This is a genomic window from Pseudomonas sp. S1_E05 (assembly GCF_056337105.1).
In genome coordinates this window covers 4,753,749-4,766,982 of sequence record NZ_JBFRHM010000001.1, presented here as the reverse complement: position 1 = coordinate 4,766,982, position 13,234 = coordinate 4,753,749, and the positions used below count along the sequence as shown (strand labels likewise).

Annotated in this window: 15 protein-coding genes; 9 read left to right on the top strand and 6 right to left on the bottom strand. The window is 58.8% G+C overall.

Features of this window, described 5'->3' with window-relative positions; translation table 11 throughout:
- The first annotated feature begins 55 nt into the window (after positions 1-55).
- Positions 56-463 (top strand): SMI1/KNR4 family protein, encoded by a 408-nt coding sequence (locus AB4N33_RS21950; protein WP_077430996.1) that lies wholly within the window; start codon positions 56-58, stop codon positions 461-463.
- A 20-nt stretch (positions 464-483) separates the two neighbouring features.
- Here AB4N33_RS21950 and AB4N33_RS21945 read toward each other — a convergent pair whose 3' ends face one another.
- Complete coding sequence (locus AB4N33_RS21945) at positions 484-2,247, bottom strand: cation:proton antiporter (RefSeq protein ID WP_460119576.1); 1,764 nt, start codon at positions 2,245-2,247, stop codon at positions 484-486.
- A gap of 281 nt (positions 2,248-2,528) precedes the next feature.
- On the opposite strand from AB4N33_RS21945, the gene AB4N33_RS21940 reads away from it, so the two are divergent.
- The gene (locus tag AB4N33_RS21940; RefSeq protein ID WP_460119574.1) at positions 2,529-3,011 is read left to right on the top strand and encodes an acyl-CoA thioesterase; all 483 of its coding nucleotides are present in this window, start codon (positions 2,529-2,531) and stop codon (positions 3,009-3,011) included.
- Between the two features lie 113 nt (positions 3,012-3,124).
- On the opposite strand, the gene pdxY is transcribed toward AB4N33_RS21940, so the two are convergent.
- On the bottom strand, positions 3,125-3,997 hold the full coding sequence (gene pdxY / locus AB4N33_RS21935) for a pyridoxal kinase PdxY (RefSeq protein ID WP_460119572.1): 873 nt from the start codon (positions 3,995-3,997) through the stop codon (positions 3,125-3,127).
- Between the two features lie 117 nt (positions 3,998-4,114).
- Between pdxY and AB4N33_RS21930 the strand changes: the two genes are divergently transcribed.
- Positions 4,115-4,528: a DUF3301 domain-containing protein gene (locus AB4N33_RS21930; protein ID WP_460126861.1), complete on the top strand. Its 414-nt coding sequence runs from the start codon at positions 4,115-4,117 to the stop codon at positions 4,526-4,528.
- Here AB4N33_RS21930 and AB4N33_RS21925 read toward each other — a convergent pair.
- On the bottom strand, positions 4,525-5,490 hold the full coding sequence (locus AB4N33_RS21925) for a CobW family GTP-binding protein (protein WP_476458237.1): 966 nt from the start codon (positions 5,488-5,490) through the stop codon (positions 4,525-4,527). The two genes, AB4N33_RS21930 and AB4N33_RS21925, sit on opposite strands and share 4 nt — an antisense overlap.
- Before the next feature lie 27 nt (positions 5,491-5,517).
- Between AB4N33_RS21925 and AB4N33_RS21920 the strand changes: the two genes are divergently transcribed.
- Positions 5,518-5,874 carry an NADH:ubiquinone oxidoreductase gene (locus AB4N33_RS21920; RefSeq protein ID WP_460119568.1) on the top strand — a complete coding sequence of 119 codons (357 nt, stop codon included), beginning with the start codon at positions 5,518-5,520 and terminating at the stop codon, positions 5,872-5,874.
- A 3-nt stretch (positions 5,875-5,877) separates the two neighbouring features.
- On the opposite strand, the gene zigA is transcribed toward AB4N33_RS21920, so the two are convergent.
- Entirely contained in the window at positions 5,878-7,086 is a 1,209-nt protein-coding gene (gene zigA, locus AB4N33_RS21915) for a zinc metallochaperone GTPase ZigA (protein ID WP_476458236.1), read from the bottom strand.
- A gap of 142 nt (positions 7,087-7,228) precedes the next feature.
- On the opposite strand from zigA, the gene AB4N33_RS21910 reads away from it, so the two are divergent.
- The 4 genes from AB4N33_RS21910 (at position 7,229) to AB4N33_RS21895 (ending at position 9,799) form a co-directional block, all read left to right on the top strand.
- The gene (locus AB4N33_RS21910; RefSeq protein WP_476458235.1) at positions 7,229-7,606 is read left to right on the top strand and encodes a glutamine synthetase; all 378 of its coding nucleotides are present in this window, start codon (positions 7,229-7,231) and stop codon (positions 7,604-7,606) included.
- Between the two features lie 128 nt (positions 7,607-7,734).
- Positions 7,735-8,631, top strand: a complete 897-nt coding sequence (gene folE2 / locus AB4N33_RS21905; RefSeq protein WP_476458234.1) for a GTP cyclohydrolase FolE2 — start codon at positions 7,735-7,737, stop codon at positions 8,629-8,631.
- Positions 8,628-8,870 (top strand): hypothetical protein, encoded by a 243-nt coding sequence (locus AB4N33_RS21900; RefSeq protein WP_460140627.1) that lies wholly within the window; start codon positions 8,628-8,630, stop codon positions 8,868-8,870. Before folE2 ends, AB4N33_RS21900 begins: the two co-directional genes overlap by 4 nt.
- Positions 8,871-8,887: 17 nt before the next feature.
- A complete protein-coding gene (locus AB4N33_RS21895) occupies positions 8,888-9,799 on the top strand; it encodes a His/Gly/Thr/Pro-type tRNA ligase C-terminal domain-containing protein (RefSeq protein WP_476458233.1) in 912 nt (303 codons plus the stop codon).
- Between the two features lie 77 nt (positions 9,800-9,876).
- Here the strand turns inward: AB4N33_RS21895 and AB4N33_RS21890 are convergent, their stop codons facing one another.
- Complete coding sequence (locus AB4N33_RS21890) at positions 9,877-10,398, bottom strand: DUF3617 domain-containing protein (RefSeq protein WP_460119558.1); 522 nt, start codon at positions 10,396-10,398, stop codon at positions 9,877-9,879.
- Positions 10,399-10,529: 131 nt separating this feature from the next.
- On the opposite strand from AB4N33_RS21890, the gene cls reads away from it, so the two are divergent.
- Entirely contained in the window at positions 10,530-11,969 is a 1,440-nt protein-coding gene (cls, locus tag AB4N33_RS21885; RefSeq protein ID WP_476458232.1) for a cardiolipin synthase, read from the top strand.
- Here cls and cfaB read toward each other — a convergent pair.
- Positions 11,966-13,153, bottom strand: a complete 1,188-nt coding sequence (gene cfaB, locus AB4N33_RS21880) for a C17 cyclopropane fatty acid synthase CfaB (protein WP_476458231.1) — start codon at positions 13,151-13,153, stop codon at positions 11,966-11,968. The genes cls and cfaB overlap by 4 nt on opposite strands.
- Between the last annotated feature and the right edge of the window lie 81 nt (positions 13,154-13,234).

The following is a 13,234-nucleotide window of genomic DNA, read 5'->3' as shown; positions in this document are numbered from 1 at the left end:
TACTGTATAAACCGCCCCATACAAACCGCGCCACACAAGCTAGAGGATCCCGGACGTGGAAGAAATCATCGAACAACTGCGTGAAGCCAACGAACCGGTTCCGGTGCCCCTGGAGTTACCCGACGAGGACCTGTTGGTCGAAATCGAAGAACAGCTGTTCATCGACATTCCCTTTGTCTTCCGGGAGTTTTTGCTGACCGTCAGCGACGTGGTCTATGGCAGCCTGGAGCCGGTGACCGTCACCGACCCGCAATCCCACACCTACCTGCCCGATGTGGCTGCCAACGCCTGGGACGCTGGCGTCGATCGCAGCATGATCCCGATCTGCCAGGACGGTGACGATTATTATCTGGTCGAAGAAGACGGCACCGTGGTGCTGTGGCAAGCCGAAGAAGAGCTGATTGCCGAAGAAACCTGGGAGTCGGTGTGGCACTGGGCACGGGACGTCTGGCTGGAAAGCTGAGACGCCCGCACCCCGTATGCTCAATGCCCGGCTGAATCCTTGTGGTTATCCAGAGTGTCGAGCAAGGCCACCTGCATCCGCGTGTGCACGCGGATGAACCAGCGCCAGAGCAACGCCGCCACGCCGGCCGCAACCACGGCGACCAGCACCAGCAGTTTGTTGGTGGGCAGGATACTGGCCGACAAGGCCGACAACAGCAGGAATATCACCAGCAGCGAGAGGATCGGGATCACTTCGGAGATTACCCGACGCACTCGCTGCGTGTGGCGGCCTGCCATCTCCGGCTTCACCCCCATCTCCGCGAGCAGCATCGACAGTGCCTTTAGCTTGCGATAGGCGGCGATCAGGAACGGCAGCGACAATAGCAACGCGCCTCCCCAGATCAATGCTTTCTGCCAACTTGGATCGCTGATCCAGTCTTGCAGATAGGTGGAGATGCGTGCGGCGAAGTACGCACCCGTGAAGAAGATCGCAATCACCAGTGCCAGGTTGACCCCTACCTGCAACAGAATCCGCCGGATCATCGAGGCCAGCAGCGCGCCCTCGCCCTGGGGCTGGATGTTGCGCAGCCATTCGCCATACATCCCCAACACTCGACTCATGCGTTGCGGCATCACTGCCGCCAGCTTGATCGACAGTGGATCGGCCGCGCGTATCAGGTAAGGCGTGAGCAGCGTGGTGATCACCGACACCGCGACCGCCACCGGGTAAAGGAAGTTGCTGGTGACCTGCAGGGTCATGCCCAGCGCCGCGATGATGAAGGAAAACTCGCCAATCTGCGAAAGCCCCATCCCCACGCGCAGTGAGGTTCGTCCGTCATTGCCGGCAATAAAGGAACCCAGCCCGCAGGAAAGCATTTTGCCAAGCACCACAGCGACGGTGATGACTGCAATCGGCCACGCGTATTGCAACAGAATCATCGGATCGAGCATCAAGCCGATCGCCACGAAGAAGATTGCGCTGAACAGGTCGCGAACCGGTTCGACCAGGCGCTCGATCTTCAGCAGTTGCCGCGATTCAGCCATGATCGCGCCAATCAGGAACGCCCCCAAAACCATGCTGTACTCAAGCTTCACGACCAGCAGGCAGAAGCCGAAACACAGGCCGAGCACGGTAATCAGCAGCATCTCGTTGCTTTCGAACCTGGCTACATAGGCCAGCAGTCGCGGCACCAACAGAATGCCGATCACGAGGGCGACAATCATGAACAGCGACAGCTTGCCGACGGTGGAAAACACCTCACCGGAACTGACCGTGCCGCTGACGGCGATGCTCGACAACAGGGCGATAATGCCGATGCCGAGAATGTCCTCCACGATCAGCACGCCAAAGATCAACTGCGCAAAGCGCTCGTTTTTCATCTTCAGGTCGTTAAGCGCCTTGACGATGATAGTGGTCGAGGAAATCGCCAGGATCGCACCGAGGAACAGCGAGTCCATGGTGTTCCATTCGAACCAGCTACCGATTTCGTAGCCGATCCAGATCATCAGCACAATTTCCAGGAACGCCGCGATAAAGGCCGTGGCGCCTACCTTGAACAGCTTGCGCAGGCTGAATTCCAGGCCCAGGCAGAACATCAGGAAAATGACCCCGAGTTCGGCGAGCGTCTTGATGGTTTCTTCGTCGTGGATCAAACCGAACGGTGGCGTATGCGGGCCGATGATGAAGCCGGCGACAATGTAGCCCAGCACGACCGGCTGTTTGAGACGATGAAACAATACGGTCACCACACCCGCGACCAACATGATCACTGCCAGATCCTGGATAAAGCTGATGGCATGCATGGTGTGAGGCTCCTTGGTGACGTTGCTCAATTAACAGACGCGCGAAAGGTCTGACCGAGCAGGAAAAAATCCGCATTTTGCGTAGGAATCGCCCTTGGACCGGGCTTTTGCAGGGTAACACCGCGACTTCCGGCAAAAAGGCGGTGCAATATATGGAAACAGATAGATTTGGCGTGACGGCGATCACCCGCCCGGCGTCCCGATAACTGTGGTTTGAAAAACCGCTCAGGCACCCGTAGAGGTGCACCCTTCCGAAACCAGCCTTGACCCGTGAGAACGCTATGGAACCCGGAAACGCCCAGTTGTCGATGACGGTACTGATGACCCCTGACATGGCCAACTTCTCTGGCAATGTTCACGGTGGCACCTTGCTCAAGTACCTCGATGAAGTGGCCTATGCCTGTGCCAGCCGCTATGCCGGCCGTTACGTGGTGACGCTGTCAGTGGATCAGGTGATTTTCCGCGAGCCGGTGCACGTCGGCGAACTGGTGACGTTCCTGGCCTCGGTTAACTACACCGGCAACACGTCGATGGAAGTGGGCATCAAGGTGGTGACCGAGAACATTCGCGAGCGCTCGGTGCGCCACACCAACAGTTGCTTCTTCACCATGGTGGCGGTGGACGACAACCGCAAACCGGCGCCTGTGCCACCGCTGCAACCAAAAGACAGCGAAGAAAAGCGCCGCTTCATCCAGGCCCAGCAGCGGCGGCAGATTCGCCAGGAGCTCGAGAAGCGTTATCAGGAAATCAAGGGTGATGCCTGAGGGTTGTAGGTTGAGCTTTAGATAGCTATCGCGGGCAAGCCCGCTCCCACAGGGTTTAGTGAACACCACAAATTCTGTAGGAGCGGGCTTGCCCGCGATGGGGTCCCCCCAACTCAGAGGCTGATTGCCGTAGCCTCGAACCGCACCCGCGGATGCGCAATACGATCCTGGGCGCGTACCAGCTCCAACTCATAGCTGGCGCACGCCTGGGTCTCCAGCAACACCTCATGCACCGCCGAAGCCGCGAACTCGAACGCTGCCACCAGGCTGTCACCCAACAACACTCGCGCCAGAAACAGCCCGGAGGTCAGGTCGCCGACGCCCACCGGCTGACGCGGGAACGCCAGCAGCGGACGGCGCAAATGCCAGCTCGCGTCCGCCGTCACCAATAACATTTCGAACACGTCCGCCGGTTTGCCGGGGTATGCCAAGTGCTTGACCAGCACGGCCCTCGGGCCTCGCGCCAGCAACGCACGCGCCATCGCCAGGCAATCGAACAGCGACTGTGGCTTGCGGCCGGAGAAGCTGTCCAGCTCCAGTTGGTTCGGACACATGAAGTCCGCCATGGCAGCCGCCTCTTCCAGCAGGAAGTCGCTGACTTCGGCCGGCACGCTGCAGCCCTTCTCCGGATGGCCCATCACCGGGTCGCACAAGTACAGCGCCTTGGGGTTCATCGCCTTGATCTGCTCGACACCCTTGAGGATCGCCCGCCCTTGCGCCGCACTGCCCAGATAGCCGGACAATACCGCGTCGCAATTGCCCAACTCGCCAATGGCTGCAATGCCTTGCACCAAGTCGGGGATCTGCTGCGGTGCCAACACTTCACCGGCCCATTGGCCATATTGGGTGTGGTTGGAGAACTGTACGGTGTTAAGCGGCCAGACATTCACCCCGACCCGCTGCATCGGGAAAACCGCGGCACTGTTGCCTGCGTGGCCAAATACCACGTGGGACTGAATGGCGAGCAGATGGGGCGTACGTTTCATGCCGAGAGTTCCGTCAAACGATTGAAATTCGAGCCGCGCAGTATGCGACTAAACGCAGCCTGTACGACAGGCCGGCGACGCAGTTAAGCTGACATCAATTTGTTGGAGCACCCGTTGATGCTGACCCTTGGAAATATATTCGTGCTGATGCTGCTCGCTACCGCAGGCGCGTGGCTGTGGCACAACCATGGCTTGCGCGAGCGCGCGCTGGAGCGGGTCAAGCAGCATTGCACCAAGCTCGGGATCGAGTTGTTGGACGGCAACGTCGCGCTGAAGAAGATCGCGTTCATCAAGGATGCCAACAGTAAGCGGCGTCTGGCACGTGTGTATAACTTCGAGTTCACGGTGACCGGCGAAACACGCCACAACGGCACCATCACTCAGTTCGGCCCCCACAGTGCCCAAATCGAGCTGGCACCCTATCCAATGCCGTTCGACGACACCCCGCCGGTGGCCGACGTGGTCAAGCCCCGTGCTGAAGTGATTGAGCTTAGTCAGTGGCGGCAAGAACACACGAAATGGCGTCCTTAATCGGAGCGACAGGCACCCAGTGCCCTCTGCAATGAATCCACCGGCTGCGGCTCACTGAAGATAAGCTCCAGGCGCGAATCCTGGCGCCATTCGCTGGGCTGCCATTTCAGAGGTGCGTTATCCAGCGCATTGGCCGAAACCCACCCCCCAGAGCTGTGGATAACCAGCTTGGCCCGCCGCCAGGCAAGGCTTGCAAGCCAACCGTCGATGCGCGCCGAATCAAACGTCTGACTCGGGTGCCAGCGCCAACCGATACTCCAAACATCGCCCTGCTGTTGGTGCAGGCAGATGGGTCGCGCCGGATCGGTCCAGACCGCCGGCATTTGCCCCAGTCCCTTGGGCGCGACGAAGTTATCCACACCCGCCACCGCCGCAGCATCCAGTCCGGGCAATTCACTCAACGGCAACGCTCCCTGCTGGGTCCAGTACAAACGCCGATTCGCAAGCTGGGAAATGATTCGCTGCCGCTCATCGTCATCGAGAAGCTCGGACTTGTTCAGCAGCAACAACCCGGCATGGTTCAACGCCTCCTGCTGCGCCCCCGGCAACGGTTTACCCGCTGCAAGCGCCTGGGCATCCAGTACCAGCACGCTGGGCTGAACAGCCAGCACACCGCGCCATGGCGCCTCACCCAACTGCATGAGCAACTGCACGGGATGACCGAGCCCGGAAGGTTCGATAAACAGCCGGTCCGGCCGCGCCTTGCGCAACAATCGCCCGAGCCCGACCTGGAACGGCGCACCGTTGACGCAACACAAACAGCCTCCGGCCACCTCACCCAGTGCGATACCATCGGCGTCACGGGTCAGCAGCGCGGCATCGATGCCGATCTGCCCGAACTCGTTGATCAGCACCGCCCAGCGCTCGTTTTCCGGGCGCTGCGTCAGCAGGTGCCTGATCAGGCTGGTCTTGCCGGCGCCCAATGGGCCGGCGATCACGTGCGTAGGAATGTTCTGCAACATGGTCGAGGATGTCTGAGGAGGTCGAGGATGCGGTTGATTGGCTGGACGTTGCTGCTCACGTTCGTTTCTGGCGAGGCGCTGGCCCAGGCCTGTGTGGTCCATAGCACGGCTGAGCGACTCGACGTGAAAGTCTGCCAGGAGAACCGCAACATCCCGGAAAAACTATTCGCCGACGGGTTCTGTCAACCGAACCTGGCCGGGCAGAAGGTCGAGGTGCAATACGTTGACCACTGCCCCAGCGGCGCATTTGGCGTGTGCAGCAATGCGCAAGTCGCCAATATGCCTTACCGGCAGGATATTCACTATTACGGCGTGGCCAAAGACGCGGCGTATCTGAAGCCGTATTGCGAGGGCCAGAGCCAGGGAAACTGGCTCAAGCCTTGAACATCACGCCGCCACTTCTTCATACCAGGGGCCGAACGGGTCCGGTAGCAACTGCCAGCGTTCGCTCCCAAGGGCCATTTCCTCATCGGTCAGCAGGCAATCGTCCAGCTGGGCCGTGAGTTGTGCAAAGTCGATGTTCTGGCCGATGAACACCAGCTCCTGTCGGCAGTCGCCCACGGCAGCAGTCCAGTTGGCCATGATCGCAGCGGTGCTCTCCTCGTCCTGTGGCCATTGGTCCTTCGGCACTGAACGCCACCAGCGCCCGGCATAACCGTAGCGCATCAAACCGCCGGCCTGGGACCAACTGCCGGCATCCATGGGCTTGCTGGCCAGCCAGAAGAAGCCTTTGGAGCGCAGTAGCTTGCCGTTGGTCCATTCGCCGTCGATGAAGCTGAAGAAGCGCTCGGGATGGAACGGCCTGCGGGCCCGGTAAGCCGTGGAAGCGATGCCGTACTCCTCGGTCTCCGGTACATGTTCGCCGCGCATCTCTCGCAACCAGCCTGGGGCCTGTGCGGCTTTTTCGAAGTCGAAACGACCGGTATTGAGGATCTTCACCAAAGGGATTTCGCCCATGACCATCGGCAGGATCTCGGCATGCGGGTTCAATCTTTCGAGGATCGCCATCAGTTCCTGCCGCTCGCCGCTGCCGATCAGGTCGATCTTGCTGATCAGGATCACATCGGCGAATTCGACCTGCTCGATCAGCAACTCGGTGATCAGCCGCTCATCTTCCTCGCCCAGGGTTTGGCCACGGGACGCGAGGCTTTCGGCAGCCTGGTAATCGAGCAGGAAGTTGACGCCGTCGACCACGGTCACCAGCGTGTCGAGCCGTGCGATATCGGACAGGCTGCGCCCTTCTTCGTCGCGGAAGGTGAAGGTTTCCGCTACCGGCAGTGGCTCGGCGATACCGGTGGATTCGATCAGCAGGTAATCGAAGCGACCGTCCCGGGCGAGTTGGCTGACCTCTTCGAGCAAATCTTCGCGCAGGGTGCAGCAGATGCATCCGTTGCTCATTTCCACCAGTTTTTCTTCGGCGCGGTTCAGGGTGACATCACGCTGGACTTCGCTGCCGTCGATGTTGATTTCACTCATGTCATTGACGATCACCGCCACCCGCAGGTCTTCGCGGTTACGCAGGACGTAGTTGAGCAGCGTGCTTTTACCGGCGCCGAGAAAGCCCGACAGGACGGTGACAGGGAGACGATTGGGCATCAGGGAATCCTCACAGGAATGCCCGGTCGCAATGTCGGGCTTATTTTTAAGTTACAGTATAACAATGCAATCTATCCACCCCCTCTTGTCGCCACGGGGAAAAGGCACAATGCTCCAGGCGGTCCTAACGGTGAGAAATCCCATGCGTAATGCCCTGAAAATCACGCTGACGTGTATTTCGCTGCTGGCTGCAGTGAATGCAGGGGCGAAAGTGCCGAACCTTGCCCACTGCACTCGAAGCGCAAATCTGCTGGCCTGTGTGGATGCAGATGGCAACGCCTACAGCGTCAATACCGTCGGCAGCACAATCTATTTGCGCGGCTTCGAACGTGAGGGGAATCGCTATTGGGCGCAGACCAACAGCCGCTACGGGCAACTGACCTTCTTCACCGGCATCGCCTCCGATGGCGAAGCCTGGGTCGGCTACAACCGTCGAGTGGGCTGGACCACCCTCAACCGTTTTTCCAGCTCCGGCGGCAGCAGCGGCAAATTCACCTGCAGCCGAATCACCGGTTGTTAGGTTTGGACTTTCCTGCGCCTGCTCAACAGGTTCTTGAGGCACGTGATCGAAAGGGCACATAAAAAGAAATAGCTGAACTTCATGTAATAACATAACATCGTCTCTCGACTACCACGATGGATCTGACGATGAACGCGTTGACCCTGCCGGATATCGCCGCGCAGCCCTCACGCCAAAACCTACCCCTTGAATGGGTGGGCATGTGCGGCATTGCGCTACCAATCCTTCTCGACGGCCAACGCCTCAGTGCGAAAATCGACGCGGGTGTCAGTCTCGACGATGGCGAGGCACGCGGCATTCACATGTCACGGCTCTACCTCGCGCTGGAGTTTCTGGAGCGCGAGAATCTGACAGCGCAATCTATTCGACGCGTTCTGCAACAATTCCTCGACTCCCATGAAGGACTTTCGGACAGTGCCTTCCTGAAGATTGAGGCTGATTTACTGCTAAAGAGATCGGCGCTCATCAGCGCGCTGTCTGGTTGGAAGTCATACCCCGTGAGCGTTGAAGCACGCCTGAAAAACGAGATGTTCCACGTGGAACTCAAAATCAATGTGCCTTATTCCTCAACGTGCCCTTGCTCAGCAGCGCTGGCCCGTCAGCTGATCCAACAACAATTCGTCGATGATTTCGCAACACGGCCTTTGCAGCATGCAGACATTTTGGCGTGGTTAGGTTCAACCAAAGGAATCGTCGCGACGCCTCACAGCCAACGCAGCCATGCGCAATTGAGCCTGCTCCTGGATGAGGTCGTGGACGAACTGCCACTGATTTCGCTGATCAATGACGCCGAAGCAGCCCTCGGCACCGCTTTGCAAACCGCCGTCAAACGCGCCGATGAGCAAGCCTTCGCCTTGGCCAACGGGCAGAACCTGATGTTTTGCGAGGACGCCGCACGAAGCCTGAATTTGGCCCTTAAGCGCTCTCCAGGTATCAAAGCGTTGCGGATTCGCGTGGTGCATGCGGAAAGTCTCCATGCCCATGACGCCGTCGCCGAAAGCCGATGGAATTGGGAAGCAGCATGATTCGCCGCGACGCGTTACGCTGGGACGCACCCAGGCCGGTGCCTTCTGGCCTACCATGGGTACAGAACGTCTTCCCCCGCTTTGCTGAAATGAGCGGCACACCATTGCTCTCGATCACGACGGTCGTGACCAAGACCGGTCACAGTGTCGGCACGACGCGGGTGCTTGGAAAAATCACCTGGCGCGACAAATGTCTTAATGACAACGACCAGGTTTTACCTCTAGGGTTTACGCGCTAGCACTCACGAGCATCGACATGATCCACATCACGCTGAGCGATGGTTCATTGCTTGAATACGACCAGCCGTTGTCGGTGTATGAGCTTGCGGCCAGCATCAATGCCGGCTTGGCCAAGGCGGCAGTCGCGGGTCGCGTCAACGGGGTGCTGGTGGATTGTGAGTTCCTGCTCACATCCGATTCACGGGTCAGCATCATCACGCCTCGAGAGCCTGATGGCCTGGAAATACTGCGGCGATCCTGCGCGCTGATGCTCGCCATCGCCGTGAAACAGATTTACCCCAAGGTGCATTTGCACGTCGGATCGGCGCTCGGAGATGGCTTTTACCATGAGTTTGAATTTGAACGTCCTTTGAACCTGGTCGATTTGGCGGGTATCGAAGCGCGCATGAAAATCCTGGCGGCCACCAATCACTCGATTCGCCGTCGCCCCCCGCCATCGCCATCGCCATCGCCAACGGAGGATGAACTGACGCCCTACCTGTTCGGTGACTTCGAATGCCATTCGAAGGGCCCGCATGTCCCTGCGACAAGGGTCTTGCAAGCCTTTGCTCTGGATCACATCAGCGCCACGACCCCACAGCGTATTTACGGCAGTTGCTGGTCTTCTCAGGAAGAACTCGAAAACTGGCGGGCACCGCCACACGTGATGATTGTCAGCATCGACGATCGCCAGGCTGATTACGCTCAGTCGGTGACCGAAGCCTTGCGCCGGAGTGGCGTGCGAGCGCGCGCGGACTTGCGTAATGAAAAGGTACACCACAAGATTCGAGAGCACAGCCAACAAGTGCCATACCTGGTGGTGATCGGGGAAAGAGAAAAAGAAGGTGGGTTTGTCAGTTTGCGCAGCCAGACCGGGGAAGACTTCGGCACGATGGCGATTGATGCGGTGTGTGCGTGGTTGCGCGCAGTCGACCCTGCCCTGGTTTGAAAGTCGGGTCCCGAGCAGCCTCGCCCACAATGAAATGCCTTTTTTAACTGCGGGAATGAGGCTGCTCGCGATGGGGTTTAGGCTCGGGGCTTCACCGTCCCGCAATCCTGCCCCAACCATACCGCACGCGTATCCAGGCTACCCTTCTGCTGGATGCCGGTAGCGTTGAATGTGCCATTAACCTTGGTGGTGAATTCCCGATCGCTCAAGAACGTCGCCACTCCAGCGCCCTGGGCTTTCGGGCAGCTGAAACGGAATTTCCACTGGTTGCCGTTGCGCTCGGTGATTTCTTGCCGGCAGCCCGACTGAGGGTCCGTCAGGGGAATGTTGTCGTTTTTCACTTGCTCGGGTGTCAGGCAGGCACGAATGCCTTTACCGCCCATGGTAATGCCTTGCTTTTCAAGCTGCGCCCGTTGCTGCGGCGTCATCTGGCTCTGAATTTGCCCGAGCAGCAATTGCAGATCCGGCAGATTCTGGTCATCCACTTTCATGTTGCTGGACGTCAACTCCCACAAGCCCGGCTGCAACATCTGCGCCTGAGCGACTACGGGAAGCGCCACACCAAAAGCCACGGCCAAACCCAGCAGACGAACGTTCATCGAGTAACTCCTGATCAGTAGTGGCCGTTAGACGCCGGCCACAGGCTTCGGTTCATGGGCGAATTAATTAGCGACATTCTGCACGGAACATGGTCTGTTAAGCATTGAATCTTCAGGAGCTAGGCTGTCCCATGGACTATTTCGGACCGCATGTATTCGGTTATCTGATCGCGCTGTTGCATTCCCTGGGGCTCATCGCCGCCTTGCATGCCGTATTGACCGTCCGGACCGCCCAAGGCTCGATCGCCTGGGCGTTGTCGTTGTTGTTCATGCCATACCTTACGTTGATTCCCTACCTGGTCTTTGGCCGCAGCACCTTCGATGGTTACATCAAGGCACGCAGACAGGCCAACGAAGAAATGCGCAAGGCGATCTCCGAATTGAACTGGCGGCCCTGGGTAGAAGAAGCACTGGCAGCCAGAGCCTCCAACGCCTACGCCTCATTGCGAGCAATGCCCAAGCTGGGACGCATGCCCTGCCTGGCCAACAACGAAGTGCAACTGTTGATCAACGGCACAGCTTCTTTCGAAGCGATATTCGAGGCGATCAGCCAGGCCAGAGAAGCAGTGTTGATCCAGTTTTTTATCATCCATGACGATCGCCTCGGGCAACGCCTGCAGTCGTTGCTGCTAAAGAAAGCTGCCGAGGGCGTGGCGGTCTATCTGCTCTATGACCGCATTGGCAGTCACTCCCTGCCCCATAGTTACGTCCAGCCCCTGCGCGATGCCGGTGTAGAGGTCAAAGCGTTTGCGACACGCAGCGGCTGGCTCAATCGCTTCCAGGTCAACTTCCGTAACCATCGCAAGGTCGTGGTGGTCGACGGTGTGCTCGGTTTCGTTGGCGGGCACAACGTCGGCGACGAATACATGGGTGAGAAACCACCCCTGGCTCCATGGCGCGATACCCATGTCAAGGTGCGCGGGCCCGTGGTGGCCTGCATGCAGGAGTCCTTCGCCGAAGACTGGTTCTGGGCCGCGCGCTCATTGCCGCCGTTGATACTGCCAGAGGTGTATCCGGAGGACGGAGTGCTCTGCCAATTACTCGCCACGGGGCCGGCCGATCCCTACGAAACCTGTTCGCTGTTCTTTGTCGAAGCCATCCACGCCGCAAAGGAACGCGTGTGGATCACCAGCCCCTATTTCATTCCCGACGAAGCCGTGTTCGCGGCTTTGCGCCTCGCCGTGTTGCGCGGTGTCGATGTGCGAATCCTGCTGCCGTCACGGCCCGACCACCGAATCGTCTACGCCGCCTCGAGCCTCTATGCCTTCGAAGCCGTCCGCGCGGGGGTGCGGGTATTCCGTTATGAGCCGGGCTTTCTGCATCAGAAGGTCGTGTTGATCGACAACGAAATCAGCGCCATCGGCAGTGCCAATATGGACAATCGATCATTCCGGTTGAATTTCGAAGTGATGCTGCTGACGGTCGACAGTACTTTCGCCAACGAGGTACAACAGATGCTCAACGATGACTTCGCCCAGGCCCACGAAGTGGCCAAGGAAGAAAGCCGGGAGACCCACCGCCTCCAACAGGTCGGCATGCGGATCGCCCGGCTTATTTCACCGATACTTTAAGGCGTGTAGATGTCGTCACGGGTCCAAGGCAGTTCATGGCTGCCATCGCCATGAGCCTTCACGGCGAGAATCTGATGCAGGTTGATCCAGCCCCTGGCAAAGGCGTAAGCGCATCCCGCCAGATACAGCCGCCAGATGCGCAGCGCCTGTTCGGGCACCATCTTGCCGGCTGTTTCCAGATTGTCTTCCAATCGCTCGCTCCAATGATCAAGCGTGCGCGCGTAATGCAGACGCAGACTTTCGACATCGACGATCTCTAGACCCGCCTCGCTGATCTCGGCAGAAATCATCGACAGGTGCGGCAGCTCGCCATTGGGAAAGACGTACTTCTCGATGAACTCACCAGCCCCGCGTCCTACTGGGCGACCATCTGTGTGTTTGGCGGTGATGCCGTGGTTCATCACAAGACCGCCCTCCTTCACGGCGCCAAACAAGGTCTTGCAGTACTCGGCCAAGTTTGCGTGGCCGACGTGTTCGAACATGCCAACGCTGACCACTTTGTCGAAACGACCGTCTTGAGGCAGGTCGCGATAGTCCAGCAACTGCAGCTCGACCTGATCATCCAGACCTTCGGCGGTGACCCGTTGCTGGGCCAGCACCAGTTGCTCCTTGCTGAGAGTGATGCCGAAGACCTTCGCGCCAAATTCTCGCGCCGCATAACGCGCCAATCCACCCCAACCGCACCCGACGTCCAGCAGATAGTCCCCCGGTTGCAGGCGAAGCTTGCGACACAAGTGGCGGAACTTGGCTTGCTGGGCCTGCTCCAGGGTTTCGCTTCCGGTTTCAAAATAAGCACAGGAGTACGCCATGTCACTGTCGAGCCAGAGCTGATAGAACTCATTGGAGAGGTCGTAGTGATAGGAAATTGCCTTGGCATCGGCTTCCTTGTCGTGGGCTGTGCGCACGGGATTACTATCGTCATCCTCGCCCAACAACGCCTGACTCAAGTCGTCGCAGACGCGGATCACGTCGCTCATGGAGCCTTCAAGCTCGAGCTTGCCTTCCACGAATGCCGCGCCGAGAGCATCCAGGCTGGGGTGGACAAACTGGCTGACCATTTGCGGATCCTTGACCACAATCGTGACACTGGGCGTCGGCCCCAAGTTGAACTCGTGGCCGTCCCAGAGCCTCAGGCGTAACGGTAGCTGCAGATTCTGTAAGGCCGGTGGAAGTTGCGCGAGCATGGAATATCCCCCTGGTTCAGACGTCTGAAGTGAGGTTAGACCATCCCTGAAAAATAGCAGGCTATCGATTAGATAGCCCTT

Excerpts from the sequence above, each read along its gene's own strand:
- AB4N33_RS21945 (WP_460119576.1), bottom strand. The coding sequence starts at position 2,247 with ATGCATGCCATCAGCTTTATCCAGGATCTGGCAGTGATCATGTTGGTC.
- AB4N33_RS21940 (WP_460119574.1), top strand. The coding sequence starts at position 2,529 with ATGGAACCCGGAAACGCCCAGTTGTCGATGACGGTACTGATGACCCCT.
- pdxY (WP_460119572.1), bottom strand. The coding sequence starts at position 3,997 with ATGAAACGTACGCCCCATCTGCTCGCCATTCAGTCCCACGTGGTATTT.
- AB4N33_RS21930 (WP_460126861.1), top strand. The coding sequence starts at position 4,115 with ATGCTGACCCTTGGAAATATATTCGTGCTGATGCTGCTCGCTACCGCA.
- AB4N33_RS21925 (WP_476458237.1), bottom strand. The coding sequence starts at position 5,490 with ATGTTGCAGAACATTCCTACGCACGTGATCGCCGGCCCATTGGGCGCC.
- AB4N33_RS21920 (WP_460119568.1), top strand. The coding sequence starts at position 5,518 with ATGCGGTTGATTGGCTGGACGTTGCTGCTCACGTTCGTTTCTGGCGAG.
- zigA (WP_476458236.1), bottom strand. The coding sequence starts at position 7,086 with ATGCCCAATCGTCTCCCTGTCACCGTCCTGTCGGGCTTTCTCGGCGCC.
- AB4N33_RS21910 (WP_476458235.1), top strand. The coding sequence starts at position 7,229 with ATGCGTAATGCCCTGAAAATCACGCTGACGTGTATTTCGCTGCTGGCT.
- folE2 (WP_476458234.1), top strand. The coding sequence starts at position 7,735 with ATGAACGCGTTGACCCTGCCGGATATCGCCGCGCAGCCCTCACGCCAA.
- AB4N33_RS21900 (WP_460140627.1), top strand. The coding sequence starts at position 8,628 with ATGATTCGCCGCGACGCGTTACGCTGGGACGCACCCAGGCCGGTGCCT.
- AB4N33_RS21895 (WP_476458233.1), top strand. The coding sequence starts at position 8,888 with ATGATCCACATCACGCTGAGCGATGGTTCATTGCTTGAATACGACCAG.
- AB4N33_RS21890 (WP_460119558.1), bottom strand. The coding sequence starts at position 10,398 with ATGAACGTTCGTCTGCTGGGTTTGGCCGTGGCTTTTGGTGTGGCGCTT.
- cls (WP_476458232.1), top strand. The coding sequence starts at position 10,530 with ATGGACTATTTCGGACCGCATGTATTCGGTTATCTGATCGCGCTGTTG.
- cfaB (WP_476458231.1), bottom strand. The coding sequence starts at position 13,153 with ATGCTCGCGCAACTTCCACCGGCCTTACAGAATCTGCAGCTACCGTTA.